At 60.6% G+C, this 26,877-nt stretch carries 26 protein-coding genes; 17 read left to right on the forward strand and 9 right to left on the reverse strand.

The features are described 5' to 3' along the window. Positions 1 to 49: 49 nt before the first annotated feature. Positions 50 to 529, reverse strand: a complete 480-nt coding sequence (locus AAF563_03480; protein ID MEM7120311.1) for a hypothetical protein — start codon at positions 527 to 529, stop codon at positions 50 to 52. Positions 530 to 721: 192 nt separating this feature from the next. On the opposite strand from AAF563_03480, the gene AAF563_03485 reads away from it, so the two are divergent. The 4 genes from AAF563_03485 (at position 722) to AAF563_03500 (ending at position 4,029) form a co-directional block, all read left to right on the forward strand. Further along, positions 722 to 1,747 carry a hypothetical protein gene (locus tag AAF563_03485; protein ID MEM7120312.1) on the forward strand — a complete coding sequence of 342 codons (1,026 nt, stop codon included), beginning with the start codon at positions 722 to 724 and terminating at the stop codon, positions 1,745 to 1,747. 198 nt (positions 1,748 to 1,945) lie between these two features. Continuing rightward, positions 1,946 to 2,218: an NHLP leader peptide family RiPP precursor gene (locus AAF563_03490; GenBank protein MEM7120313.1), complete on the forward strand. Its 273-nt coding sequence runs from the start codon at positions 1,946 to 1,948 to the stop codon at positions 2,216 to 2,218. A 55-nt stretch (positions 2,219 to 2,273) separates the two neighbouring features. Beyond that, on the forward strand, positions 2,274 to 3,122 hold the full coding sequence (locus AAF563_03495; protein ID MEM7120314.1) for a phytanoyl-CoA dioxygenase family protein: 849 nt from the start codon (positions 2,274 to 2,276) through the stop codon (positions 3,120 to 3,122). Then, positions 3,013 to 4,029, forward strand: a complete 1,017-nt coding sequence (locus tag AAF563_03500) for a phytanoyl-CoA dioxygenase family protein (protein MEM7120315.1) — start codon at positions 3,013 to 3,015, stop codon at positions 4,027 to 4,029. The genes AAF563_03495 and AAF563_03500 overlap by 110 nt, the downstream gene beginning before the upstream one ends. Positions 4,030 to 4,090: 61 nt before the next feature. Here the strand turns inward: AAF563_03500 and AAF563_03505 are convergent, their stop codons facing one another. The 5 genes from AAF563_03505 to AAF563_03525 all read right to left on the reverse strand — a co-directional run bounded on the left by AAF563_03505 (position 4,091) and on the right by AAF563_03525 (position 12,488). Beyond that, complete coding sequence (locus AAF563_03505) at positions 4,091 to 5,593, reverse strand: ATP-binding cassette domain-containing protein (protein ID MEM7120316.1); 1,503 nt, start codon at positions 5,591 to 5,593, stop codon at positions 4,091 to 4,093. A gap of 115 nt (positions 5,594 to 5,708) precedes the next feature. After that, complete coding sequence (locus AAF563_03510; protein ID MEM7120317.1) at positions 5,709 to 7,775, reverse strand: cysteine peptidase family C39 domain-containing protein; 2,067 nt, start codon at positions 7,773 to 7,775, stop codon at positions 5,709 to 5,711. Then, positions 7,772 to 9,121, reverse strand: a complete 1,350-nt coding sequence (locus AAF563_03515; protein ID MEM7120318.1) for a SagB family peptide dehydrogenase — start codon at positions 9,119 to 9,121, stop codon at positions 7,772 to 7,774. The genes AAF563_03510 and AAF563_03515 overlap by 4 nt, the downstream gene beginning before the upstream one ends. A 2-nt stretch (positions 9,122 to 9,123) precedes the next feature. After that, entirely contained in the window at positions 9,124 to 10,251 is a 1,128-nt protein-coding gene (locus AAF563_03520; GenBank protein MEM7120319.1) for a hypothetical protein, read from the reverse strand. Beyond that, positions 10,248 to 12,488 (reverse strand): TOMM precursor leader peptide-binding protein, encoded by a 2,241-nt coding sequence (locus AAF563_03525; protein MEM7120320.1) that lies wholly within the window; start codon positions 12,486 to 12,488, stop codon positions 10,248 to 10,250. Before AAF563_03525 ends, AAF563_03520 begins: the two co-directional genes overlap by 4 nt. Positions 12,489 to 12,748: 260 nt before the next feature. On the opposite strand from AAF563_03525, the gene AAF563_03530 reads away from it, so the two are divergent. Beyond that, on the forward strand, positions 12,749 to 13,588 hold the full coding sequence (locus tag AAF563_03530) for a sulfotransferase (GenBank protein MEM7120321.1): 840 nt from the start codon (positions 12,749 to 12,751) through the stop codon (positions 13,586 to 13,588). A 405-nt stretch (positions 13,589 to 13,993) separates the two neighbouring features. Here AAF563_03530 and AAF563_03535 read toward each other — a convergent pair whose 3' ends face one another. Further along, positions 13,994 to 15,274, reverse strand: coding sequence for an amidohydrolase family protein (locus AAF563_03535; GenBank protein MEM7120322.1), 1,281 nt, complete (start codon positions 15,272 to 15,274; stop codon positions 13,994 to 13,996). A gap of 219 nt (positions 15,275 to 15,493) precedes the next feature. Between AAF563_03535 and AAF563_03540 the strand changes: the two genes are divergently transcribed. The 11 genes from AAF563_03540 to AAF563_03590 all read left to right on the forward strand — a co-directional run bounded on the left by AAF563_03540 (position 15,494) and on the right by AAF563_03590 (position 24,460). Further along, positions 15,494 to 16,816 carry an extracellular solute-binding protein gene (locus AAF563_03540; GenBank protein MEM7120323.1) on the forward strand — a complete coding sequence of 441 codons (1,323 nt, stop codon included), beginning with the start codon at positions 15,494 to 15,496 and terminating at the stop codon, positions 16,814 to 16,816. 107 nt (positions 16,817 to 16,923) lie between these two features. Further along, positions 16,924 to 17,865 (forward strand): sugar ABC transporter permease, encoded by a 942-nt coding sequence (locus AAF563_03545; GenBank protein ID MEM7120324.1) that lies wholly within the window; start codon positions 16,924 to 16,926, stop codon positions 17,863 to 17,865. Further along, a complete protein-coding gene (locus AAF563_03550) occupies positions 17,862 to 18,818 on the forward strand; it encodes a carbohydrate ABC transporter permease (GenBank protein MEM7120325.1) in 957 nt (318 codons plus the stop codon). The genes AAF563_03545 and AAF563_03550 overlap by 4 nt, the downstream gene beginning before the upstream one ends. Continuing rightward, on the forward strand, positions 18,815 to 19,015 hold the full coding sequence (locus tag AAF563_03555) for a hypothetical protein (protein MEM7120326.1): 201 nt from the start codon (positions 18,815 to 18,817) through the stop codon (positions 19,013 to 19,015). Before AAF563_03550 ends, AAF563_03555 begins: the two co-directional genes overlap by 4 nt. Before the next feature lie 2 nt (positions 19,016 to 19,017). After that, a complete protein-coding gene (locus tag AAF563_03560; protein MEM7120327.1) occupies positions 19,018 to 20,112 on the forward strand; it encodes an ABC transporter ATP-binding protein in 1,095 nt (364 codons plus the stop codon). Beyond that, complete coding sequence (locus tag AAF563_03565; GenBank protein ID MEM7120328.1) at positions 20,105 to 21,139, forward strand: ABC transporter ATP-binding protein; 1,035 nt, start codon at positions 20,105 to 20,107, stop codon at positions 21,137 to 21,139. Before AAF563_03560 ends, AAF563_03565 begins: the two co-directional genes overlap by 8 nt. After that, positions 21,132 to 21,752 (forward strand): dihydroxyacetone kinase subunit DhaL, encoded by a 621-nt coding sequence (gene dhaL / locus AAF563_03570; GenBank protein ID MEM7120329.1) that lies wholly within the window; start codon positions 21,132 to 21,134, stop codon positions 21,750 to 21,752. The genes AAF563_03565 and dhaL overlap by 8 nt, the downstream gene beginning before the upstream one ends. Further along, complete coding sequence (gene dhaM, locus AAF563_03575; protein MEM7120330.1) at positions 21,745 to 22,134, forward strand: dihydroxyacetone kinase phosphoryl donor subunit DhaM; 390 nt, start codon at positions 21,745 to 21,747, stop codon at positions 22,132 to 22,134. The genes dhaL and dhaM overlap by 8 nt, the downstream gene beginning before the upstream one ends. Before the next feature lie 29 nt (positions 22,135 to 22,163). Continuing rightward, positions 22,164 to 22,430, forward strand: coding sequence for an HPr family phosphocarrier protein (locus AAF563_03580; GenBank protein MEM7120331.1), 267 nt, complete (start codon positions 22,164 to 22,166; stop codon positions 22,428 to 22,430). Continuing rightward, positions 22,408 to 24,024, forward strand: coding sequence for a phosphoenolpyruvate--protein phosphotransferase (ptsP, locus tag AAF563_03585; GenBank protein ID MEM7120332.1), 1,617 nt, complete (start codon positions 22,408 to 22,410; stop codon positions 24,022 to 24,024). The genes AAF563_03580 and ptsP overlap by 23 nt, the downstream gene beginning before the upstream one ends. Continuing rightward, the gene (locus AAF563_03590) at positions 24,008 to 24,460 is read left to right on the forward strand and encodes a hypothetical protein (protein ID MEM7120333.1); all 453 of its coding nucleotides are present in this window, start codon (positions 24,008 to 24,010) and stop codon (positions 24,458 to 24,460) included. Before ptsP ends, AAF563_03590 begins: the two co-directional genes overlap by 17 nt. Before the next feature lie 21 nt (positions 24,461 to 24,481). Here the strand turns inward: AAF563_03590 and dhaK are convergent, their stop codons facing one another. Beyond that, a complete protein-coding gene (gene dhaK, locus AAF563_03595; GenBank protein ID MEM7120334.1) occupies positions 24,482 to 25,474 on the reverse strand; it encodes a dihydroxyacetone kinase subunit DhaK in 993 nt (330 codons plus the stop codon). Positions 25,475 to 25,636: 162 nt separating this feature from the next. Between dhaK and AAF563_03600 the strand changes: the two genes are divergently transcribed. Then, positions 25,637 to 25,834, forward strand: a complete 198-nt coding sequence (locus AAF563_03600) for a hypothetical protein (GenBank protein MEM7120335.1) — start codon at positions 25,637 to 25,639, stop codon at positions 25,832 to 25,834. 367 nt (positions 25,835 to 26,201) lie between these two features. On the opposite strand, the gene AAF563_03605 is transcribed toward AAF563_03600, so the two are convergent. Next, complete coding sequence (locus tag AAF563_03605) at positions 26,202 to 26,825, reverse strand: cupin domain-containing protein (GenBank protein ID MEM7120336.1); 624 nt, start codon at positions 26,823 to 26,825, stop codon at positions 26,202 to 26,204. Positions 26,826 to 26,877 lie beyond the last annotated feature (52 nt).

Here is a 26,877-nt window from a genome sequence, read left to right on the forward strand (position 1 = left end):
CAGACGTCAGCTGTCGTGAAGGAGAAAGCCACTCAATTTGTCCGAATGCCTATTCAGAAATGCGCCGCAGCTCGTAGCTGCCGGCCGAATGCGTCGAGCCGAATGCAAGATAATCGATCGACATGGTGTCACCGTCCACTTCGCCAAACAGGACCGTGTTGAGTTTCGTTCCCAGGACGAATTCGTCATCTTCCCTGAACACGCCGACAAAATGCAAAAGTTTGTCCTCTAGCCCATCCTCAGTGGCGAACTGGAAGTCGAAGTAACCGCGGAAGACATGCTCCTCCATGTCGGTGACAATGAGTTTCACGCCCTCATGCGTATCTTCGACCACGAAAGGGGTTTCCTCGCCCTCGATATGGACCTCCGAGAACGCCTTCCACGTGCCGCGGATGTCAGGCGCACTATCGTCCGCCACTGCGAGACCAGAGGTCGCAATCACGAGGACTACAAGCGTAGAAATCATCGCTGCCCGGACGAACGCGCCGCGGAGGATTCGGGTTGCACAGTCATGCCATCCTGTTGTCATCGTCGTTGTCCCCGGTTTTCTAGGTGAGAGTAAGGAGCGTTAGCCCTTCATCAACATAGAGTCACTTCAGTAAGATCCTAACCCAATACCGATCCAGCGGTGCGGCCCGACATTTGTACGCCGACGCTAAGCCCGACCCAATCGAGTAAAGTCGTCGCTATGACCCCCGACTCTAGCTCGGCAATGTCTGTCTTGACGCAGATTGGACAGACAATAACCTATCGATACCTTACAGTTCTTTATCGAGGTCGCGCCATCACATTAGCTTTGCAACTGCCTCGCGCTGAACAACTGCACCAGAGTTGTTCCGCTGCAGTTGACTTCATACTGGAACAGCAGGACTCCGATGGTGCTTGGAGGGATTTCAGCCTTTGGGTGGGATCCTCCGGTCCGTGGCTCACTGGTATCATAGGTCGCGCTCTGCTCGAGCCCGATTCCTCGGTCTCATTGACGAAAGAACACCCCGCACTGGTTCGTGCGCGCGACTGGCTGCATCAGGTAGAACGTGCGAGCGCGGGCGGCTGGGGCTTCAGTGAAGACACGTGGGTCGATGCCGACAGCACCGCCTCTGCTGTCCTGTTTCTGGCGAAGTGGTCCGACTTGGACAATGAGCGCCTAGCGGACTTGCTGCGAACCTTCCAGCGGGATGACGGCGGGATCGCGTGCTTTCGAATGGCCGATGGCGTCCCGGACGCCTGGAAGGCAAGCCACGCCGACGTCACTGCCGTCGCCGGACTTGCCGCCGCACGTCTCGGCGATCGGAGCAGTGCCGAGGCGGCGAAAGACTATTGCCTTCAATGCCTCGAAGTCGAAGGCCCTGTAGCCAGCCACTTTTGGCGGTCGTCCGTCTATACGCCTGCGATGACGGCTTACCTGCTGTTTCATACGAACGACATCCGCTACAAGCACCTCTCCAGAATTGCCTTGTCCTTTTCGTCGACACTCGAGACCGCGCTTTCGTTGATTCTCGCTGTGCACTCTGGCGCGCCAATTCAGGACTGTGCCGAAAAGATCCTAAACGCCCAACTGAGCGACGGATCCTGGCCGGCTAGCTGTCAAATGAGCAGCCCCACGTCGCTGAGGCCGTGGACGCAGGCGAATGGTTTCGGCGGCTACAGGATGCGATTTGCGGACCACAAGAGGCTGTTTGCGACTGCTCTTTCGCTTCTCGCGCTCTCTTGTGCGCTCAAGCTGACCGAGAGCGAGTGTTCCGGATAACGGCCCGGAGCAAGGCGGCACTCGATAAGCGTTACTGATGGAGCAGCCGCGAATGACGTGCACCGAACCACCTTCTGCGCTGCCGACCGAAAACGTGTGGCGGGGGTGCTCGACACTCCCATTGTTGTGTATGGTGAGAAGCAGAGTCATCCACGAGGATGAATAAGTTGTTTGGCGAATCTGCAACGGGATGAACAAATGGAACACGATGAAGATTTCGGCCTTAAGATGGGTCAGATTGTGGCAAGGTGCTGGGCTGATAAAGACTTCAAGCAACGTCTGATGTCGGACACTACGACGGTACTAGGGGAATACGACATCCAGATTCCTGAAGGCATGAACTTCCACATCGTAGAAAACACAGAAGACGACAAGTACTTCGTCCTGCCAGGCTCTCCGGAAGAGATGGCCAGCGGCACCAATCTATCGCAGGTGTACGGTGCAAACTGCTGGCCGAATAGTCCCTCCTAAGCCTGTGGAAACGACGGTTCCAGACGTGTTCGAGATCTCTCAAGAGGACCGGGACTTGCTCCGCCAGAATGGTGGGGTTTGTCTGCGCTCCGCGGTTGCGCTCGACTGGATCGACCAGCTCAGGGACGGCGTCGAGGAGGCGCTCGCCAACCCGAGCCAGTTTTCCAAGACGAAGACACGACCGAACGAGATGGGGCGTTTCGTTAAGGAAACTTTCGTCAGCACGATACGTCCGAGCTTCCAACAGGTTGTCGTGGAATCCAACATTGCGGCGATAGCAGCCACGTTCATGGGCCGGCCACAGGTCCGCTTCGTTTACGATACGTGGCTCGCCAAGTACCCCGGGACCGCACGTCGAACGTACTGGCACCAGGACCATGGGATCGACGGCCAATGCCTGATCGTATGGCTCCCGCTTGATCCGGTCCCCAAGGGGTCGGGGGTAGAACTCTTGCGTGGGACCCACCGCCATGGCGCTTGCTATTACCGAGGTCGGTTCGCCGACGTGATCGAGCAGGCTGCATCGTCCGGGCAAATCGATATGAATGACTCGGGAGGGCGCCGATTGCTGCCGATGTCCGAGATTGAGGATAATCTCGACGATTACGAAATCATGTCGTGGGAAATGGAGCCCGGAGATTGCCTTGTGCTCGACTGTTATGTGGTGCACGGCGGCGGCGGGAACTTCGGCACGTCGCCAATACGGCGCTACTCGAGCCGCTGGATGGAACCAGAAGCCCGCATGACCCCGCACGGTGCCGCCATCGGCGACCATGTCGTCGCAGAGAACGTGAATGTACCACTCCGGCGTGTCGACGGTATCAATTTTGACGGCGACGCCTATCCTCTCCTACCAGTCCAGACCGAGGCGCGACGGACAGACCACAAACTTGCCGGCAGCTGAAAAAACTGCTGCGCCGACGGTGACCAACCAAAGCGAATTTTCGCTCCAGACGATACAGAAGCGTTCTGTTCCGTTCACCGCGGTGCAAAGCAGCGCCTTTCACCGTGACGGCGCGGTCCTTCTAAAGAGCGTCTTCGACGTCGATGCGATCGAGGGTCTTCAGCATGCCGTTCTCGATGCAGCGGCTGCGGGCTCAGAGCACCAGAAGGTTTTCACGCAGCCGGGTGACCTCGGACGCTATGTGAGCGACGTTTGGGTCAGCGAGCGTTCCGTGACGTTCCGGGACTTTTGCCGTAACGCGACGGTCGCGTCGATCCCATGTTTCTTCCTCGACAGTTCTTCTGCGCGATTCCTTTATGACAGCTGGATCATAAAGCATCCGGGCACGTTTGATCGCACGCCATGGCACCAGGATTGGGGCATCGCGGGGCCTGTCGTCTCGCTGTGGGTGCCGCTCGATCCGGTACCCCGGACCGCCAGTGTGCAGGTCGTCAGGGGATCGCATCGTTGGAACCGTCAGTTCTACGAGCCATGGCGCGAAGCCGAGTTTGCCGACATGCGCAGGAAGCTCGGCCCGAAACTTCGCAATCCCAACGGTTCGATGCCCGAGCCGATGCCCGACATCGATCGGGATCGGGATCGTTACGAGATCCTGAGTTGGAGCATGGAACCGACCGATTGCCTTGTGCTGAACCCCATGGCCATCCATGGCGCGCCCGGCAATCCGACCGAGGTCACGATGCGGCGCTATACCTGCCGCTGGTCGACGCCCAACGCCAGGCTTTCGCCGTCGGGCACGGCGTACTATGCGACTCTTGGGAAGACAGGACACATCGATACCGTCCTCGAGGACGGTACCGCCATGCTTTCCGATGAGGGCTGCCCGGTGATCACGCCTGCGGTTTGACGGGCGACTTAGAACCCCAGCCACAGCCCGCGTAACTGACGATGGTCCAACGACCAGCGCTCTATGGCTCGCGGCGCGCGATCCGCCCGTTCTCGATCACATAGGTGACGTCGGCACGCGATAATGTCGCGGGATCTGACGATACCAGGATAAGCGTACGCTTATCTTCCCGGACACGCTCAAAGATCGCACCCATACGTTCCGTGCTTAGTGTCGATGTCACATCGTCGACCACAAGTACGCGAGCATCGCTCGCCAGTGCGCATGCCAGACCAAGCCGCTGTTGCTCGGAGGTCGATAGATGCGCGCCACGATCGCCTGCCATCGTTGACAAACCCTGCGGCAATGTACGCGGCTCGATTCCAAGCCCAACCACAGCAGCCGATCCGAAGGCTGACTTTTCATCCGCCCCACCGAACACGCGAATATTGTTCATCAGGGTGAGCGCGAGTGGACGCTCTCCTTGCAAAATCCCGGCAACGTGCTGCTGACGCAGCCGATGGTCGATGGCATCCGCGCCAACACCGTCGAAGGACAACGTCCCTTGATCCAGACCCGCGAGACCGAGGATAACCTTCAGCAGCGCCGTCTTGCCGCTGCCCGGCGATCCGGCAATGCCGACCACCGTTCCAGGCTCGATCCGCAGGTTGATCCCGTCCAGCACGGGCTGCCGACGCGATGGGTGGCAAAGGGCCGCGCCCGAAAGCTGGACGCTGCTATCGCGCAGTCCGGAGGGAGGTATCTTGGGCTGTCGCATACGGCCGCTGTCTTGCGGCTCTTCCCCGAAGGCAAGGAGGTCACCGGACAGGCCGCTTAGAGCGTTGCCAAAAGCGAGTACGCCGCATCCGACTAGACATGCGGCCAATGCGAGTATCAGAGCAGCCTCGACACCTCCCGAAGACCCTGTCGGTGGATCGAGCGCAATCTGGATGACCGCGATCGACGCGATGGCAATCGCCGGCCAAGAGCCGATCAGATCATCATCGCGTGATTGATCCCCCGACCCCTCGTTAATGGGGTCGACGTCCGCAATGGTCGACGGCCAAGAGCGCTGTCGCCAGAGCCGGAAAAAACGTGCCCGCGACCCCAGGGCTGTTGAAGGGCCCAGATGAAGCAGACGCAGTCTACGCAGGAACACGCCCGCATGCGCAACGAGGATGGCCACGACCAGCAAGAGGAGTGCAGTAGACCAAAAATCCAACGGTCTCAAACACAAGAGGACCGCACCACCCAGAACGAGCGTCAAGCCGTGCGCGGCCAACGCCAGCAATCGGGTGACGCTAGTCCCCCGGCCGAAGGATAGGATGATTTCGCCGATCGCCGCCCGGGTGGACGACGCCGACGCGTCCGCGTTTGAGGTCAGCGCGGCCTCGATTCGGTCGGTAACAAGGCGCATCCCGCATTGAGAGTCGGACCGAGATGCCAGCCAGAGCGAACAGGCGGCGCTGACCATGGCGAGCACAACCGAAACAACCGTGATCGCAACAACTTGGCTTGTGCCAATCTCAGACCAGATGCCAATGGACCCTTGCGCCAACGGCGCCAGTGCGGAAACGGCGATCACAACGGCGGCACCACTGACAACGGCACAGCCCAGACACACCTTGGCGCGACCCGACGTAAGCGCGGCGACTATGGCCCGCCTCAGTCGGCGCGCTGCATGGCTGCCTGACGGCCGACTATCGGGGGTGGACGGATGCATCACGTTCGATCGGGATGGGCTCGAGCCGCCCCCCGGCCAGGCGGAAGACGCCATCGTAGCCCGCCGAGGCACGCGAACGTGACGAGAGCACGAGGGCACCGATGTCTCGCTGGCGCAGCGCCGATATGGCGCGGCTTTCCTCTGCGGCGGTGAAGTGTCGGAAGGGTTCGTCCAGAACTACGAAACGCGGTTTGGCGGACAGCACTTGCGCTAGCCTCAGACGATCGCGCTCACCATGGCTAAGGGGGAAACCGTCCTCGCGAATAGGCGTGGCACTTCCGTCCTTGAGACGACCAACAGCGCTCGCGAATGATGCGTTGTCGAAGATCCACGCCTCGTCGAGGCCATCCTCCTCTCGAAAGGACTGAAGATTCGCCATGATTGTTCCGGCACGGAAGGGTTTTTCCTCGCACACATAGAGGATGTCCAAAGGGTCGACAGGATCGAACAGCGGTTGTCCGTCCAAGGTCAGGATCCCCCGATCGGGTGGCAGCAGACCAGCGGCCACCTGGCCGAGTACCGATTTGCCGCAACCAGGCTCCCCCAAAACAAGGACGACACAGCCCGGCTCGATGTCCAAGGTGACATCCTTGAGAAGTCCGCGCGTTGGACCACGAAAATCGAAGGCAGCACACTCGAGCCGCAGTCCGCTGCGCCCAATGCCCGCTTGTCGAGACATGCAGCCCATGTCGGGCCGGGCCGACGATTGCTGGCGCTGTTCGAGTACACGGACGACGGCTTGGCGAACGGAGGCTGACGTGGTGGCTGTTTGCGGCGCCCAAGTCGTAAGCGTGATTGCCATAAGAGCACCGGCCGCGATCAGGATCGCCGCGACCGATCCTGAGCCGGGCACCACGACAACCGCGTATGCGCTTAGACCGGCAGCAGCTACGAGACTGGCGAGAACGGGAAGCACGTCGATCACGCGTTCCCGTTCCCATCTTCTGACCCGTGCGCGCAGCTCGGTCAGGATAATATCGCGAAGACTGGGCGTACGTTGCAGCCTCTCGAGAAAGGGATCATCACTGACCGCATCAAGCAGCCAGGCATCGATGGCCGAGCCGGCGCGGTCGAACCCTTCCGTGCCTTTCCCGGGACGTTTCAGCCAAGCCGCGACCAGATTTGCGCCGCTTGCCACGATGACGGCCAAGGCGAACACGGCAAAAGGGCCGAGGTAACGCTCGGGTACGACGAGCAGAAGACCAAGCAAGGCGGTCCAAGCGGCGGGCCATTTCAAGGTGTCGCTGTCGTAAGGCGAAAAAAGACGATCGGGATCTGAGAGAAGTGTCGCGAATTGGGATGACCAATGTCGGACCGACAGAAACCCGTCTTTGAGCTTGTTTGCTGCAAGGTTGCGTAGACGGTGTTTTTGTCTGGAACGATGGAAACGTCGAAGCAGGGTCGCCAATGCGAGGACGCCCAGTGACACCATGAGCATGATGGCGAAAGTGTTCGATGCAGACGGCTGGTGCGCGCCAAATCGATCCTGCATGAACAAAAAGAGCGTGCCGCAGACCAAGCCGGTGGCGAAGCCAATGCATGCCTGGAGAAGCGCTTCAGGTGTGGTGGCCGACAGCCCGGTCACAAGTCGACCAATCGTCCGCTGTGCTGTTGTCTTGAGCGGCCTGTCGGGTGCTTGATCAAAGACAACGGCCGCGCCTGAGAACTGGCGCCGGAAGGCCTCAACAGTCATTGTGCTGCGTCCACACGCCGGATCGTTGATCCGAACCCGTCCGCCACGGACGCCTTCGTAGACGACATAGTGCGCGTGGCGCCAATGAAGCAAACCGGGTGCCCTCGACGCCAGAACATCAGACGCGCTGCAACGACGCGCCTCGGCGGGAACGCCGAGCTTGACGGCCGCGCCCGCGAGAGCTTCGAGGGAGGCGCCGTCGCGCGATGGCTTCACAAGGCCCTCGAGGTCCCCGCGGCCAACATCATGGTCGAAGTAAAGCAGGATGCTGAGCAGGGCCGCCGCGCCGCAATCATAGGTCTGGAGTTGCGCTACATGCGGTGTGCGGACAGAGCGGCCTTCATGGGTCATGCCGGCACACCAAGCGCAAAGGCAACAATTGGTGTTTCCGCCGGCCAGCCAGTCTTGGTCGCCGCCTCAAACGGCCTCGGATCGACCGTACCCAAAGCACACCCGCCAAGCCCCATGTCGGTCGCCTGCAAGTACATGGCGTGGAAGACCACACCGGCATCAAGCAACGCGAGCCGGTAAGCCATACCGCTGTAGCGCCACGACAGATCGGGCAATCGGACCGTAAGCAGAATCAGCGCGTGAGGGTGTTGTTCGGGCCTGTTCATCGATGCCGCTGCGGCCGCCAGCATTGCGTCTGCCTGCGGTCGCGAGTCCTTGAACGTCTCCAGACCGTGTTGTTCGTCGTTGTAGCGATACACGCCATCCGCAAGACCATCGACCCGGCCAGCGACCAAATACCATCCGAATGTTCGGATGCCGCCTGCCATCGGCGGCCGCATGTCGGAGCCGCGCGCGACATGTGAAAGAAACACCGACAGGTCTTCCAGCGGCATATCCTGACTGGACCACTCGCGGCAGGATCGCCGCCTCCCCATCAGATCGAGCACGGCAGACTGGCCTTCTAGCGGTCGGGCAACCTCCGCAAGCGCTATCGTCGGACCGGTGGCCTGTTCCTCAGCATTGGCTTCATAGGTCACCGGACCGGCAAACCGCGCCTGCAGTTCCCGGTTGAGACCCACGATGGGAACATCCCGGCCACGGGTGCTGGAGGCATGAAAGAGCGCATCGGCGAATTCCCAGCTTTCCTTGAGCTGGTCGGTGCTGCTTGTCTCACATTCCAATAAGCCAAAGCGAGCCAGCATGGCGCCAAATTCGTTTGGCGGGCACGTCGCGGTATCCACAGGCGCGGTCTGGAAATCGAGCAAGGCGCGTACACCGCGGTCAGACAACTCGGCCCGGCAGGGTACGACGGATGACGAAAGGACGGGGTTGCCGTCAACGAACCGAAGGAACGTGAAACGCGACAACCGCCCATCGGGCGCGGCGCGTCTTGGTGGCTCCGGCCGGAACCCGCTTGCCAGCGAGGTAAACACCGCCACGGTGGCGCCATCGACATCGAACACCCACTCGATCCATAGCTCTTCGAGAAATCGGGCGAGATAAGCGTAAAGCAAGGCTGCATCCGGCTGCGATCCCATCGATCGGACGGTATCGTCGTCGAGACCGCGTCCAGAGAGGCCGTCGATGAGCGGAGCGAGGTGCGGCAGAATGGATGGCGACAGGGTCAGACGTTCGCCTCTTTCGTTGCAGCCGACCGTACCTGCCTGCAGGTCGACGTCGACCTGTGAACGCCATCGCCAACACAAGCGTTCCGTTGCCGATGCGTCATGCTCCCCCCGGGTCATGGTTACACCCTGCACCACTGAAAGTGAGACGCGAGATAAGCTTTGAACTGTGTGTTCTCGCCTCTGTTTAGTGTCAGCTTGACGTGATGGAACCGCCTTACGCAAACGGGATAACGCGTCGATGATTTGGCGAAGCCATCGCGACGCGGCACGACGGGCCAGCGCTCGTGTCCTGTGGCGACGACCTGCACGCCGGGGTAATCCAGAATGGCTTGAGCGATCACCGGATGGCAGTGGCCGCCTTCGACCATACGATTGATCAGGCGGCGGTCGTCGCCGTTGTGGCGCATCCATCCGTTGGGTGCATAGAGCTCCAGCCCGATCTTGTGTGAATCCGGTTCTAGCGGTGTGATGCCGAGCAGAACCCACTTCGTGAGATCGCCGTAGCTGTCCTGGACCGACCGAAGCGCATCGTCGTGACCTGCAAGACCGATCTTTCGAAGGTACGCCGCGGCCTCGGGGATATCCTCAAAAGCGAGAACAAGCCGCACCGCAACCGGTCGCCGGCCGCGCATGGCGCCACAAAGAATAGTGGGTTTGGTGCTCTCATAGGCACGCATCATGCCTATCAGAATTGCGCGATCATCGGCGTTGAAATCGCCGATCAACCTCTCGAAACCTGCACACGCGCTGTCGATCTGCTGGGGAGCCAGTTTGCGCAGCGCGCCAGAACCCGACCGCCCGGCTTCTTGCTCCTCTCCCAAAGCAGGTATTGGCGAAAAGTACACGCTCGCTGCCACGGTCTGGGGCTCGCGTAGATCGAACTCGAACCAGAAATTGTCCAGTTGCGCCCATAGAAAACAGTCGGACGCCTCGATTGCGCCCACAGATGCGAAGGCACGGGAGCTATCGTTCCAGGCGCAATTTGTCGCCGCATGGATTGCCGACTTGTTCCCGAACGCACTCGCATAGCCCAGTGAGATGTCGAATCCGGGCTGGGGTCGCTCCATGGGAATTTCAATCCCGGCAGGAGGCGGCACCGCGTCGCCGAGCGCGATCGTCCCGATCGTCCCGACTGCATCTTCGGTCATTCGCTCGTCGGCGACCGACGGGATCAGTGGCTCCGTCACCATGTCAAGATAGGTCGCATAGGTTCGCGCCTTCGAAGGGCGGGTCACCGCTTTGGTCATGCGAAGTATCCGATCGGGTTCAGATCGTCTTCGGCCGTCGGCGACGCTGCCCAGCCCATCGCAACAGGAACGTCGTAGAGGCGGCCGGACGCAAAGCGCATGTGATAGTGGCGCAGGCCCGGCACCACAACGCGGACAACCGGAAAGTCGATATCGGGCCGGGTGGCATCAAGGATCAGCACATCGTGCCCCCGGTCTTGCAGCAGTCCCACCAGTGTTGCGACATCGTCATTAAGATCTGCCTCTTCGGCGACGTCGATATGCGCGGCCGGTAACGCCATGGCGTCCGGGGCAAGATAGGGATGACTGTCCAAGGTCGCGGTTGCAAACCAGTGGCGCAATTGCGCCATTCGCCGTCCGTCGGACTGCTCGGCTTCCCTGCCATAGACATCGAGCTGGACGAGTTCGCTCGCCGCACGCATAGCGGCGATGGAGACGTCGAGGTGGGCGCCGAAGCCGAAGACGACCTTCTCGCCAGACGTTTCGTCCGCCGACACGGCTCCGATGACCGGAACATGCAGGTCGTTCGTCAGATCAATCAGCGCGAACGATCTGCCGCGAGCCGCCAGTTCTCGCGACAGGCCTGCGACATGTTCACCGGCGAACATGTTCAGGCGGCCGTGATCCAGTGGCGGACGGCACAGCATGTTGTACCACCAGATGGCAAGCGCATCGCGCTCGATTAGCTCCAGTAGCGCGTGCAGAACCGCTTCGACCATCACGTTACCGGCAGCGCAGCCGTTCGAATCGCTGAGGCAGAAGTCGTTCGGCGGTGGCGACTCGTAGTAGCAGCACGCCGTCGGCAGCAAGCGCCAGATCTCGTCACGCAACGACCACACGGGCGTCCAGTCCAGCTCCATCGACGCATCGAAGGGCTTGGGTACCGGGAAACCCTTTTGCCTGCCCGTGGCACGGTTGGCGTACTGCCGGTCACTGAAGCCCATGACACTGTTGGGATGAATAGCGATGGGAGCGAGGTCGTCTAGCGTACCGGAGATTCGTGGCTCATCACCTTGGAAGGTACCGCAGTAACGTTCGACGGCTTCGGCCATGCAACCGGCCCGGGCCTGAGCGCTACTCGGACCCTTGCCGCCGGCGCCCAAGGAAAGATCGCCGCGCCGCTGCCAGCTGTTGGGACGCCACGGCGTTACTTGCTTGCACTTGGCCACACTGAAAGGACCCACCGCGTTGTCGCTAATCGGCGGAATGACGCCGGTGATGGGGCTTACGAGCGGTGACAGACGCGCCACCGTCTCCTCCGATGGGCACACGCGATGGCCGCCGTTTGCCATCGGGTTCTTGGCGTGTCGCTGCAGCACAATGCCCGGACGCGCAGAAACCGCGGTGCGATCCAGATACGCGCTTGCGCCGACGTCGCCGGCACCACACTCGGCGCACTGCGGCCGACGCGGGAAAGCATGCCGCGTGCTTGCCAGGCCGACGTGATCAAGCGTCGTGAACGATTCAGCAAGCTCGTCGCGCCGCGCACCACCCAAAAGAAGTGCGATCTGAACCGCCAGGATCGAGACCGATGCGTCGTCGTAAAGACTGGTGGTCGGCGCGTCGGGCGTGGGCGCTGTTCCGGCGGCGGAGACGGCCAGCTCGTCACGGCGATTGTCACGCAGCCTTTGGGCGAGGCACGCCCAGCAGGCTCCTCGTTCCGGATCGAACAAGGGTCCAAACCACAAGAAGCGTCCAATCGGCTTTGCCAATAGCCAAGGTGTCCCCCGGCTCAGTGAGAGGCGGTTGAACGCTGCCAGGTCAGGGTTGAGATAGTCGTCGACCAGGACGGTCGTGAAGGCCGGGGAAACTGCGTCAGAGTAGGGCAGAGCGTCGACGCCGAACTGGCCGAGTGCATCGCGCAGCTTGGCGAGAAGTCCGGGCTCGATACCGCAACCGGCAACGGCCGTCGACGCGCACTGCAAAGAAGCTCGAACCTGCTCGAGATCTAACCCTGCGCCATGCCAGAAGCCCGGCTCCGGCACAACGTCGCCTTCGATACTATCAAGGCAACCCTGCTCGTCTAACGTGTTCAGCGCCGAGAAAATGTGGGCGACATCGATCCTATGGTCCAGCGTCTGAATGATCTGTCGAACCGTCCGTCTGCCGTCAAGGAGGGACAACAACAGTCCGAGATGAGCCTCGTCAATCATCCCTATCATCAGGCTTTCGGTCTCGCCGAAGATCAACGTCAAATCGTCGGCGAGTGCGCCATAGCGCAAATGCGTTCGAAGCAAAGGGCGCAGATCTAGGGCGCCCGGCCCCAGGTATGGATTGAGAAGAGAGTTCGACGTCGGCTTCGACCCCATCAGTTGTTGTACTCGCCTCGGATAGTGGTTGGCCCGCTAGCAACGTGCGAAATTCTGATAAGCTCTAGTTTCATGGCTGTGCGATGGCGGAAGATGCCAAAAACCTTAAGCCGGGTGTCATGGGCGAGTGCCACACCTGCTTTCGAAGTCTCACTGCCGCTATCCATCCCGCCTCACCATAGGTTTCTATGCGCCGCTTACACCTTGTAAACCTGAGTCTGCCAAAGACGGGGACCAAGTCCATCGCCGGTCTCTTTGCCAACTTTCGCGCTCGCCACGAATACCAGTTTGAAGCAGCCACAAAGATACTAGAAGCGTACCATCACAGGCGGGTTGAACGAACGGATCTGAGCGCTTTCTTGTTGACCCGCGATACGCTCGGGCACCTTGAGGTGGATAGCGCCAGCGTCAACTTTTGGTTTGCGGACCTATTCGTCGAACTGTTCCCCCAAGCGCGTTTTCTTGTGGTGCTTCGCGAACCCTATGCCTGGCTCGAATCGGTCTTGGCACATCTGCAACGAGATGTGGTTGAGATGAAGGCGCACGGCCTGCCCTATCCAGCCAGCTTCAGGCGGCTGGCCGATGTGAGCGGCATAAACTTCGATCCCAGGTCGGCCGAAAGCCCAGACGACTTTAGAGGCACCATGCCATTCTTGTCGCGCCAAATGCTGGAGTTCTGGTGCGAGCAGAACACCCGACTCATGCGCGTTGTGCCGCCGCATCGCAGACTCGTTTTGCAGACAGACGATTTGTCTCGCTCGCACAATGCTCTCAGTAGGTTTGTCGGCGTGAAGACTGAAATGCTCGACGTCGAGGCCGGCCACTTACATCGGCGTCCCGACAAGTCGACCTTACTCGCGCCTTGCGTCCGCGATTCAATTGAGGATGCTCTTGGATCGCGCCCATCCCATCTGTGGTCGGAGATCAAGCGATTGGTGGTCACCGATATCAGCGCCGCAGGAACAAGTGATGCGGCACAATCGGGCGAGAACACACAGCAAGGCGTCGTCTCGCAATCCCGCGTATGAGAAGTGCAAATGTCCTGTAGCGTAAGTCGGTGACTTGTCCCGATCGGCACGTGGACGTCTTGTCGGCGCCCCATAATCTGCATTATGGAAAGAGGTGGTGGTGCAGGCAGTCCGCTGCGAACCCGTCTCTGCGGTAATTTCCCTGTTAACAGGGAAAATACAGGGAAACTTCGCTAGGTCAGTCACTATTTGGGCTCAGGACTGCGAAACGATCACGCTGAATCAGTAACTTACCAACAAACTCCCTACTCACAAGAACAGGGAACATCCCGGGACACATTAGGGAGCACGTTCGCAGCATCAGGGAATGCGCCGTGCTCGTGAGCGAAGCGGCTGCCAAGTCTTGCTTGAATTGGCGTGACTACTCGATGCATGCATCGGTCAGCACCGCCCGCTGGCAACAGTCTATGCGGCGACCTCCGCAGACCCCCTGCCCGCATCCGACGGGCGTTTATGGAAAGTCCCGTCCTTCATGATGCCCAGGAACTTCTCGGCATCCTGCAGTAGCCGGATGTCTTTCGATGGATCGCCGTCAACCACAACGAGATCTGCAAGCCAGCCTTCGCGAATCTGGCCGAGCTCTCCGGGCAGCCCCATCAACTCGCCGCCATAGGCACAGCATGCTTCAATGGCCTGCATCGGCGTGAAGTCGAGCAGGTTGACGAAGTGTTCGAGGTCGCGGGCGTTGGTGCCGATCGGATTCCAGGCGAAGCCATAGTCCCCGCCCGGCAAGATCCGCACGCCGCGCTTGGCAAGGTCCTTCATGTTCTCAACGCAGCGTTCGAGCTCGCGGGCAAAGTGGATGGCAACGTCGCTGTCCTTGGTCAGCCCCCAGGCTGCGCCCTCACCCTGAGACGTCGCGAACATGATGCCCATGGCCGGCGCGACGAAGATCTCGTCCTTGCGCGCCTCCAGCATGTCCCGCGCTTCCTCGTCGCACAGTGTCGCGTGGTAGATCACGTCGGCGCCGTGCTTCAGGCATAGCTTGACGCTGAGCGCCGATCGCGCGTGCACCGCCACCATCTTGCCGCGCGACTTGCCGACCTCGCACACCGCGGCGATCTCGTCTTCGTTCATGACGGTGAGATGCGCACGGGCGAACGGAATGAACTCGTCGCCCGACGGGTTGATCTTCAATGTGTCGACACCCTCCCGGCACATCTCGCGCGCAGTGCGACGGAACTCGTCCGGACCATCGCAGCAGATGGCGAAGGTCTCGCGGTGAATGTGATGAAGCCTGACATCGCCCAATCCGCCGGTCACCGTGAGTTCGGGGCTGGCCGCCCTCATGCGCGGGCCGACAATGTCGCCGGCGTCGATCGCGTTACGGATGACGACATCCAAGCGGGGCTTGGCGGCCGCGGCGCTGAACAGCGACGTGAAGCCCTGATCGAACATCTTCTTGGCAAACTTCACAGTCTCCAGCGTGTGCTCTTCCGGCGGGATGTCGCCGAGGTCTTCAAGCGTCGGTGTATCGCAGAAGGAGATGTGGGCGTGGGCCTCGATCAGGCCGGGCATCAACGTCGCACCGCTGGCATCGATCATCTCGTCGCCGACCTCGGCATTGCTAGCGTCGCCACGGTTTACGGCGGCAATGCGGTTTCCCTGAATTCGGACCGAGCCGGCAAACGGTTCGCCGCCGCTGGCATCGATTATCCTGGCGTTGTGAATGAAGATTCCCGGCATCGCAATCTCTCCCAAGTAGCGCTCTCGCCAATACTTTGTGCGCTGCAGCATGCAATTGTTGCAATGCAGCGACAAACATCTCGCTTGACAGAAGTTTAGTTTAGTCAAAACAATAAACTAAACCAAGAGCAAGAATCGTGGAGGGAAGGCCTTATCCGACAGGCTGTGGTCGGCACCAATTCAGACGCAACGCGAACTCATGACATGGGAGGTGGAGCAATGCGCAAACTGGCAAAACTGGGTGCTGCTGCGATGGTCGCGGCAGGATTGATGAGCGGTACCGCGGAGGCGCAAGACCAGGAGTTAACCCTGTGTTGGGCGGCCTGGGATCCGGCCAACGCGTTGGCCGAATTGTCGAAGGACTTTACGGCCGAGTCGGGCATCGCCATGAAGTTCGAGTTCGTTCCCTGGACGAATTTCGCGGACCGGTTTTTGAACGAGCTGAACTCCGGCGGCAAACTCTGTGATCTCTTGATCGGTGACAGCCAGTGGCTGGGCGGATCGGCGACCTATGGTCACTACATCGAGCTGACCGATTTCTTTGCCGAGAACGACATCTCGATGGACGACTTCCTGCCGGCGACGGTTTATGCCTATTCGACATGGCCCAAGGGTGAGCCGAACTATTGGGCGCTTCCGGCCATGGGTGACGCGCTGGGCTGGGTCTATCGCAAGGACTGGTTCGAGCGGCCCGAGTTGCAGGAGGCGTTCAAGAGCGAATACGGCTATGACCTCGCGCCACCGGCCAACTGGAACCAGCTGATGGACATCGGCAAGTTCTTCCAGGGTCGTGAGATCGACGGCAAGACCGTCTACGGCATGGCTCTTTACACTGAGCGCGGCTCCGAAGGCATCACCATGGGCGTAACCTCTGCCATGTATGCCTGGGGTATGGAGTACGACAACCCCGAACGGCCCTATGAGATGCAGGGCTACGTCAACGGACCAGCAGCCGTCGAAGCCTTGGATTTTTACAAGGAACTCTACGAGTGCTGCACACCGCCGGGGCATTCGGACGCCTACATGGTCGCCAATCTGGACGCCTACAAGTCCGGCCAGGTCGCGATGCAGATGAACTGGTTCGCGTTCTTCCCCGGCATCGCCAAGGATGAGAGCGTCGGCGGCGACAAGTCCGGTTTCTTCGTCAATCCGGCACAGAATGTCGAGGCCTCGACGCTTGGCGGCCAGGGTATCTCGGTCGTCGCCTATTCCGATAAGCAGGATTTGGCGCTTGAGTACATCAAGTGGTTCGCCAAACCCGAGGTGCAGCAGAAGTGGTGGTCGCTTGGCGGCTACTCCTGCCACAAGTCGGTGCTGGAAGATCCGGGCTTTGCCGATAGCGCGCCATTTGCTTCGGACTTTCTGGTCGCCATGAGCGGCGTTCAGGATTTCTGGCAGGAGCCGACCTATGCCGAGCTGCTGCAGTCCATGCAGAAGCGGGTACACGATTATGTCGTGGCCGATCAAGGTACGGCCCAGGAAGCACTCGACAAACTCGTCGATGACTGGACCGAAGTATTTGAAGACGACGGTAAGATTTAGTCTCCCGCCGTCGCACCCAAACTGGTCGGCCGGACCGCATCTCCGGCTCGGTCGACCAAATTTTTTGATAGCATTAGTATCCAAGCCAGCAGACGGCTCAATCCCACATGTCCCAGTCCACGACCACAACAGCAGCGACAGCGACGCTTTCCGGGCGTGGCATTCGTTTGCGTGGGATGGGCGACAGGGCCCTGGCCTGGGTTTTCATTTTACCGACGATCGGCCTGCTTCTGGCAATCAACATTTTTCCGCTGCTGTGGGCGATCTATCTCAGCTTCACCAACTACCGAGCGAACCAGCCCGGTCGAGAGATCGAGTGGGTTGGCTTTCGCAACTACGAACGGCTGCTCAGCAACGAAGACGTCTGGGGCTATATGCAGGCGACCGCGCACTTCGTGACGTGGACCATGATCTGCCAGGTTATCCTTGGTTTCGGCCTTGCCCTGTTGATCAACCGCCGCTTCAAGGGCCATGCAACCTGGACGACGCTGATCCTGCTACCCATGATGCTGTCGCCCGCGGTCGTTGGCGTCTTTTGGACCTACATCTTTCAGCCCCAGTCCGGCATCTTTAACTACATCGTCAACTTCTTCATTGACGCCGGCAGTTTCACCATGATTGGCGACGTCCATCTTGCGCCCTGGGCCATTGTCCTGGTCGACACCTGGATGTGGACGCCTTACGTGATGCTGATCTGCCTGGCTGGATTGCGGTCGATCCCTGACTACATCTATGAAGCGGCTGAGGTCGACCGGGCGTCGCGTTGGCGTCAGTTCTGGACCATCACTGTTCCCATGGTCCTGCCCTTCCTGATGCTTGCCGTCCTGTTCCGGGGTATCGAGAACTTTAAGATGTTCGACCTTGTCGTCGAGCTTACGTCGGGCGGCCCCGGCTCGGTGACCGAACTGGCGTCAATCAACCTTAAGCGGGAAGCCTTTGAGAAGTGGCGAACAGGCTATAGTTCGGCCTTTGCCATCATCTTGTTCGTGACCGTGTTCGGGGCCGGCAATCTCTACGTAAAGTTCCTCAACCGGGTGAAACAGCGATGAGCCGGTTTTCATCGTCATCGCATTCGATCGTAGAGCCGAGCCCGGCGTCGCGAACGATCGCCGGTATCTTGGTCGCAGCCTACGCACTGATCGCACTGGTTCCGTTGGTCTGGATTTTGCTGACCGGCTTCAAGACGCCTAACGACGCGATCGCCTATCCTCCGGAAGTGGTCTTCAACCCGTCGCTGGAGGGCTACGTCAACCTCTTCACGTCAAGGACGCGCCAGACGGCCGAATACATGGAATCGCTGCCGCCGCCGGACACCTGGTACGAGGAACTGGTGCGCAGCCGCAATATGGTAATCACCGGTCCGTCGCGTTTCGCGGAGCGCTATACCAACTCCGTCATCATCGGCTTTGGCTCGACCTTCCTGGCGGTCTTCCTCGGCACACTCGCAGCCTATGGATTCTCACGCTTTCGCGTGCCGCTGAAGGACGACCTGATGTTCTTCATCTTGTCGACCCGCATGATGCCGCCGATTGCCGTCGCCGTGCCGATCTTCCTGATGTACCGCGAGCTTGGACTGAACGACACCCATCTCGGCATGATCCTTCTCTACACGGCGGTCAACGTCAGCCTCGCGGTTTGGCTCCTGAAAGGGTTCATCGACGAGATCCCACCGGAATACGAGGAAGCCGCCATGATCGACGGCTACAGACGGTTCCAGGCCTTTATCAAGATCGTTCTGCCCCAGGCGACGACAGGCATCGCGGCTACCGCGATCTTCTGTCTGATTTTTGCCTGGAACGAGTATGCGTTTGCGCTGCTACTGACCAGCGGCGAGGCGCAGACGGCGCCGCCCTTCATCCCGACGATCATCGGCGAAGGTGGCCTTGATTGGCCTGCCGTCGGCGCGGGGACAACACTCTTTCTGCTGCCGATCGTTTTCTTCACCGTCCTGATGCGCCGGCATCTGCTGCGCGGCATTACCTTCGGCGCGGTGCGCAAGTGAGCGGGCGCGGCGATAACAAGACGCGGCCGCAGCGCCTGTTCCGTCGTGGACCCTGGGAGGCCGCGGCAACGACGTTGATCGCCGTCGGCGTCATCATGCTGATGCAACCGTTCTCGATGTGGGCCTACAGCAATTCCTTCGGTGTCATTCTCACCGGCACGCTGGGCTTCGTCATCGTCAGCCATTTCCGGGATTGACGATGGCCCAGATCCGCATCGAAAACCTACATAAACGCTTCGACGAGTTCATTGCGGTCAAGGATTCGACCATGACGATTCCGGACGGCAGCTTTTTTGTACTGCTCGGCCCGTCCGGTTGCGGCAAGACAACAACGCTGCGCATGATCGCCGGACTTGAGATGCCGACGTCGGGGCGCATCATGCTGGGTGATGAAGACGTGACGTTTCGCCGTGCCGCGCAACGCGACATTGCGTTTGTCTTTCAACTCTTTGCGCTCTATCCGCATCTCAACGTCTACAACAACCTTGCCTATCCGCTGAAGTCGCAAGGCGTCAGCCGCCGGGAGATCGCCGATCGCATCAACGAGGTCGCGCGACTGCTGCGTATCGAGGACCTCTTGAAGGCGCGACCCAGCAAGCTCGCCGGTGGCGATCGGCAAAGGGTCGCACTCGGCCGGGCGATCGTCCGTCGACCCAAGGCGTTCTTGATGGACGAACCGCTCGGGACACTGGATACCGAGTTCCGTGATCTCATGTGCCAGGAGTTGCGGCAGCTCCACAACCGTATCGGCGCTACCACCGTTTATGTCACCCACGATCAGGTCGAGGCAATGTCGATGGGTGACTATGTCGCGGTCATGAACGGCGGCGAGATCTTGCAGGTCGGTACGCCGAACGACGTTTATGACCGGCCGTCGTCCGTCTTCGTCGCCGACTTCATCGGCAATCCGCCAATGAACATGCTGCCGTTTGGCGGACCCATCGCTCCCGGCAGCGACAAAGTGTCGGTCGCCGGCGCCGATGTCAGTGTCCCGGTCCTGAAAGAGGGTCTGGTTCATGACAGCGGTATTCTAGGCGCCCGCCCCGAACATATCATGCTCAGCGACTCAGCGGCGCTGCGCGGCCGCGTGTTCGGCGTCGAGTATACGGGCGCACGCAAGATCGTCGCCGTCGACACCGATGTCGGTCGCGTACGCGTGCGTGCCTCCAACACGGTCGACGCCCAGACCGGCGACACCGTGGGCCTCGATTTTCTGACATCAAGGCTGTCGCTGTTCGACGCCAAGTCTGAAGCAGCTCTGACTTTGAGCGAACCTGGAGAGCGACATGGCTGATGTCGCGCTCTCCCAGATCACCAAGACCTTTGGCGAGGCCGTCGCCGTCGCCGACATGTCGATGACGATTGCGGACGGTGAATGTGTTGTCCTGCTCGGCCCGACAGGCGCCGGCAAGACAACGACCTTGCGCTTGATTGCGGGCCTGGAACGCCCGGACCGTGGCAGCATTGCCATCCAAGGCGCTGACATCACGACGGCTGACCCCGCCGCGCGCGACGTCGCGATGGTGTTCCAGCAGTATTCGCTCTACCCCCACTACACCGCCTACCAGAACATGGCGTTTCCGCTCAAATCGCCGTTGCGTCGGCTGGGCGAAAAGGAGATAGACCGCCGCGTGCGCGAGATCGCAGAGTTGCTGCGCATCGAGAACAAGCTGGAGAACAAGGCAACCAAGCTTTCAGGCGGTGAGATGCAGAGGGTCGCCATCGGCCGTGCACTGGTCCGCGAACCAGCCATCTTCTTGATGGACGAGCCGCTGTCGTCGCTCGATGCCAAGCTGCGCCACGATCTCAGGATCGAGCTGAAGCGTATTCAACTGTCGCTTGGCGCGACCATCCTTTACGTCACCCACGATCAGGTGGAAGCCATGACCTTGGCGGACCGGATTGGCGTCCTGTCGAAAGGCCGCCTGGTGCAGACCGGAACACCGACGGAGGTCTATCAGAAGCCCGATAACATCGACGTGGCGCGCCGTCTGGGATCGCCCCGCATCAATCTGCTTCCGGCCGGTTGGTTGGATACCGCGGCGCCGTCGGGGACGACGACGCAGGGGGTTCGGCCGGAAGACGTCGTCTTGGACGACGGTGGCGAGGCAGCGACTGTGACCCATGTCGAGCATCTCGGTGCCGAAACGGTCATCCAGCTCAGCCTCGCCGATCAGGCGATCAGCTCCCTAGCGCCGGCCGACCGGCAATTCCGCCCTGGCCAGCCCGTCACGGTGCGGGCAAGGCCGGGCGCGGCACTCTTTTTCTCAAAGGACGGATCCCGGCTTTCCGGCCAGGCGACGGGAGGTGCTCATGGCTGACCTGACCGCAGCGTTCATTGACGCGTGCGTCGCCAACATTCTCGACCATGCGGACGAATTGACAGCGCTCGACCAAGCGATTGGCGACGGAGATCACGGCCTCAACATGAAGCGCGGTTTTGAGGCGATTGCCGCCGAGCGGGACGCTTTGTCCGACCTTGATCCCGGCGCGGGGCTGCAAAAGGCCGGCATGACGCTGGTCATGAAGGTTGGCGGGGCGTCCGGCCCGCTGTACGGCAGCTTTCTCATGGCCATGGGCAAAGCGATGCCCGAAGAGTCCGTCTCGCTTGACGACTTCGCCCAGGCCTTCGCCGCCGGAGTCGATGCCGTGAAGTCACGCGGTAAGTCCGACCGCGGCGAGAAGACCATGCTGGACGTGCTGGGCCCGGTCGAGGATGCGTTGAAACAGTCGGCATCCACAGCCGATGCCTTGGCCGGTGCGACGGCGGCGGCCGACGAAGGTCTGGAGTCGACGCGCGCCATGCAGGCGACAAAGGGACGCGCGTCATTCCTGGCCGAACGTTCGGTCGATCATCTCGACCCGGGCGCGCGCTCAAGTCAGTTGTTAGTTCATGCCGTGTGTCAGGTCATGCAGGGGAAGACTGGTGAGTAACAGAGTTGGCATTGTAATTGTCTCGCATTCGCCGGGCGTCGCCAGCGGCGCCCACGACATGGTGCATCAAATGGTCGGCGACGAGGTGCCGGTCGCGTGGTGTGGCGGCAACCCGGACGGCGATTTGGGTACGGACGTCGCGGCTATCAAACAAGCAATCGAGGCCGTCTATTCCGACGCTGGCGTCGCCATTCTTGTTGACCTCGGCGGTGCCGAGACCAATTCGGAGATGGCAATAGAGATGCTACCGGAACCGTGGCGCAAACATGTGGTCATCTGCAACGCGCCGATCGTCGAGGGTGCCGTGATGGCCGCGACGGAGGCATGGGGCAACGCCGCGCTAGAGGATGTCAAGGCAACGGCGGAGGAGCTGTCGCCGTGACGCCGGGTCATGCCGAAGGATCCGTCCGCGTGACTCACGATGTCGGCCTGCACGCCCGGCCGTCGGTGAAGCTGACCAAGCTCGCCAAGACTTTCGAATCCGATATCAGGCTGCGTACCGAGGCGGACGAGAACGGATGGATTGACGCCAAGAGTATCGTCAAAGTCATGGCACTGAAGATCGCTGCCGGCGAGACCCTGGTGATCCGCGCGGAAGGGAGTGATGCCGACGACGCGATTGCGGCCTTGACCGGCCTTGTTCTTAGAGACTTCGATGAAGCGCGGGCCGACGGCTAACGTGCTGACAGCGCAGTGCGCTTCCCCGGGCCTGGCCAAGGGTCCGATCTGGCTTGATGCCAGGCGAGAAGGAGAAGCGCGCCGGGCGCTGGCACCCGACGCCGAGGCGGATGCCCTGCGAGTCGCCATAACTGCTGCCGTGAACGACCTCTCCTTCCTGCGCGAACACGCCGATGAGCTGGCGTCGGAGATTCTCGAGTATCAGATTGCCATGCTTGAAGACGACGAGCTGACCGCCACGGCCTTCCCGGAGATTGCCGATGGCGCTGCCGCCGACAACGCTTGGGTAGCGGCCATCGGTGCTCAGATCGCCGTCTACCAGGATGGCGACAGTGTTTACTTCCGGGCCCGGGCCGCCGACCTCGAGGACCTTCGCGACCGCGTCCTCGATCATCTGCGCGGCAGTGCCTCGGTGATTAATGAGCGGGTATCCGGCCATGTTGTCGTTGCCGGTGATATGACCCCGTCGCGTTTCCTCGCGCTGGCATCCCATGGCATCGCTGCTCTCGTGCTTCGGGCCGGAAGCGCATCAAGTCATGTCGCCATTCTGGCGCGTGCCCGCGGCATCCCCATGCTTGTCGGGTTGGGCGATACGTCGGGTGAGGCTGTGCAGGACGCTGACTGCGCCTTGGTCGATGCCCAACGCGGCACGCTCATGCTCGATCCGAATGCTGAGGAGCAGGGCGAGTTTGGGCAGCGCCTCGCCAACCTAGCCGATAGCCAGCGCGAACAGGCCCGTCTTCTGCCGTTGCGTGCCACGACACGACGTGGGACATCCTGCACGGTCATGGTCAACATCGACGACCCCGACCTCCTGGCCTCTATCGACATTGAGCATTGCGACGGCAGCGGTCTGGTCAGGACAGAACTGCAACTCGATGACGGCGGCAATCTGCCCGACGAGGCGGAACAGACGAGAATCTATCGCCAAGTAATGGCTTGGTCGCGCGGCAAACCTGTCGTGTTCCGAACGCTGGATGCCGGTGGCGACAAGCCGATACCCGGTTTGACCCGCAGTGGCGAAGCAAACCCGTTTCTTGGTGTGCGGGGCCTGCGCTTGTCCCTGGAGCGCCCTGACGTTTTTCAGGCGCAGATCCGCGCCATGTTGCGCGCCGCTGGCGACGGCGACATGCGGATCATGCTGCCGATGGTAACGGCGCCTGAGGAATTCGAAACAGCACGCCGTTTGATCACCGATGTCCACGCCGCCATGGCGCCTGGCGAGCGGCCCGTCGAGTTGCCGCCGATCGGCATCATGGTCGAGGTGCCTGCAGCGGCGCTGCGCATCGCGGCGTTCGACGCCGATTTCTATTCGGTCGGCTCCAATGATCTGATCCAATACACGACGGCAACCAGCCGTGACGAAGCCAGTCTCAGGCCGCTGCAGGATCCACGCAATCCCGCTGTGCTTGAGTTAATCGCCCGCGTCGTCGAGCATGGTGACGGTCACAACAAGGGGGTAAGTCTGTGCGGCGATATGGCATCGGACCCAGGATGCCTGGCGGATCTCATCGGGCTTGGGATGCGGTCACTGTCGGTCGCGCCCGCTGCACTCGGACCGATCAAGGCAAGGATTCATGAACTCGACATCTGACGTCAGGACACGCGAAGACCTGGTCAGAGAGTATAAGGCCATTCTGCGCGAACTGGTTGACCTTCGACCTTCTGGCACCCGCCAGAAGATTGCCGAGGCGCTCGACAAGCATAAGAGCTTTGTCTCGCAGATCACGAATCCGACGTATTCAGTGCCGATTCCAGCAGACGATGTTCCCGTGATTGTGAAGGTCTGCCACCTCTCGCCCGCCGAACGGCAACGCTTTCTGACCGCCTATGCCGCGGCCCATCCGAATCGTAGTACAGGCGGCAGCGGCGGATCGTCGCGCAAGGCTGCGCCGAGCGCCGGGCGACAGGTTGTCATCACCATGCCCGATCTTGGCGATACCGAGCTTGAAGCCTATCTCGAAGACACCATCCGTCAGACGGCCAAACGATTGATCAACCTCGCCCGACGCCGTCAGGCCAAGGACTAGGTGTCAGGGTCAGACCCGCGCTTAGCAGCCCCAGCGCATGGCGGCCGTTTTCACCGGCGCATCCCAAAGGTCTGTAAGTTCGTCGTCGAGCGCGGTGACCGTGAACGAACAGCCCTGCATTTCAAGCGACGTGGTGACGGAACCGACAAGGCTTCGCGCCACGGTGAGGCCATGGTCACGACAGCGCTGGGCCGCCTCCGCATACATCAGATAGAGCTCCATCAACGGCGTCCCTCCGAAACCGTTCACTATCAGCAGGACGGAGTCGCCTTTGCTGGCCGGTGTATCCGCGACAATCGCCGCCATCATTTCCTCGGCCAGATCGGCAGCCGGCGCCAGTGGGATGCGGCGTCGACCCGGTTCACCGTGAATACCGACGCCCATCTCAACCTCGCCATCCCCCAAGTCGAATGTCGGCGTCCCAGCCGCAGGCACGGTGCAGCTGGTCAGCGCAACGCCGATCGAACGGGTTTGCCCGTTGACCCGCTGGCCGAGCGCGGCGCATGTCTCCAAGTCGGCGCCTGACGTTGCGGCCGCGCCAACCATCTTCTCGACCGCAACCGTGCCCGCCACACCTCGCCGGCCGGTGGTGAAGGAGGAGTCCTCGACCGCGACATCGTCATTGACCACGACGGTCACCGACGAACCGCCATACATTTCAGCCGCCATCTCGAAATTCATGACATCGCCGGAGTAGTTCTTGACGATGAAAAGGACGCCGGCACCACTGTCGACAGCTTCCGCGGCGGCCAGCATCTGATCCGGCGTTGGTGATGTGAAGACTTCACCGGGACAGGCTGCCGCCAGCATGCCGTCGCCGACAAACCCGGCGTGCAGAGGTTCGTGTCCTGACCCACCGCCGGAGACCAACGCGACCTGTCCGGCAATCGGGCCGTCAGCGCGCACGACATAGGTCGGATCGTAACGGACATTGACAAAGTCGCTGTGTGCGGCGCCAAAACCATCCAGGCTCTGCCGCAGCAGACCATCAACATCATTCACGAACTTCTTCATGGCGATCCCCCGTCATACCCCTGTCAACGACGCGTTAGCGCCCGACTGTCTCAATCAACCCCAGCGGACCGAACATTGCCAGTGCCGTTGCGTCAATGACTTAACTCTACTAAACTAAACTCCTCGGTCAAGTACGCTAGAACAGACCAGCGGGAGGTCCTCATGAAGGGTTACCAAATCATAGCGTCTGCGCGCGGTGTCGACATCCTGGATGCCGTGAGCCTTGAGACCGAGACGTCATTCGCATGCCTATACGAGGCACTCGCTCATTTGGAGATCCTGGTCGAACAGAACGGTGCCATAGACGTCCAGATCGACAACCGCACTTGGCGTGCTGACGAGACATTGCAGGGTCAGTAGCCTTCGCAAGAGTGAGCATGGCAACAAGCAGTCATACCAGTGCCATAGAACCTCGGAGCAAGTCTCGCAATCTGCATTATGGAAAGTGGTGGTGTGGGCAGTCTGGAGCGAACCCCTCTCTGTTCGCAGTTTCTGTGTTAACAGGAAAAGTACAGGGAGTTTCGCTTTGATTTGGCCTAATCTCGGTTTCTCGCCTCAAATTAATCACGTTATTTCAACGTGTTAGAGACTGGCTTGCCGCCGTGCGGAACAGGGAAGAACCAAGGTCTAAACAGGGAAATTCTAGCCGCTATCAGGGAGCTCGTGGAGATCCGGCGTCACTCCCCGGAGGCATTTTGCGGCCAACATCAGGGTTTGCAAACTCGCGTCAATAGTGGAACGAGATGGGTGTGTTGGCCCAAAGGAAAACGGTGTTCTGCGATGTCGGGTTGTGGAACCGATGACTATGGTGGCTCGGAAACGAGTAACTGTCTCCTGCTTCGAGCGTGAACGTTTCGCCATCAATCGTCAGTTCAAGACGGCCCTCCATGACATAGCCCGCTTCCTCACCGTCATGGCTGTAGTCATCGTCGCCCGACGAGCAGCCGGGATGGAGTGTGCTGATGCCGATGGCGAGCCGGCCTTCCAGGTTCGCCGAAAGGAGATAGTCGCTCATGCCGAGATAGTTGGCTTGACCGAGACGCGAGTAAGAAAGCTGGCGCCTGTTCTTCGCACGTACGATGAACCTCCTTTCGCGTGGGTCGGCGCTCTCGCCAGGCGGATAGAACCAGCCGTTGTCGACGCCCAGAGCGTCGGCAATCTCCTGCAACACCTTGACGTTCGGTTTGGTGATATCGCGCTCGACCTGGCTTAGGTAGCCGATCGACTTGCCGGTCTTCTCCGCCAAATCGGTCAAGGTCAGGCCTTTCACCTTGCGCAAGGCGCGGATCTCCGCACCCAGAGTCAATACACCAGGTGATTCATCAGGCAATGCGGCCGCTTTTGCTGCCAATTTGTTACTCCTCGAGGCCAGCGATCAAACCCGCGCGCATCCTATGGCGGTG

The organism is Pseudomonadota bacterium, assembly GCA_039028155.1.
Classification (GTDB): Bacteria; Pseudomonadota; Alphaproteobacteria; order SP197; family SP197; genus JANQGO01.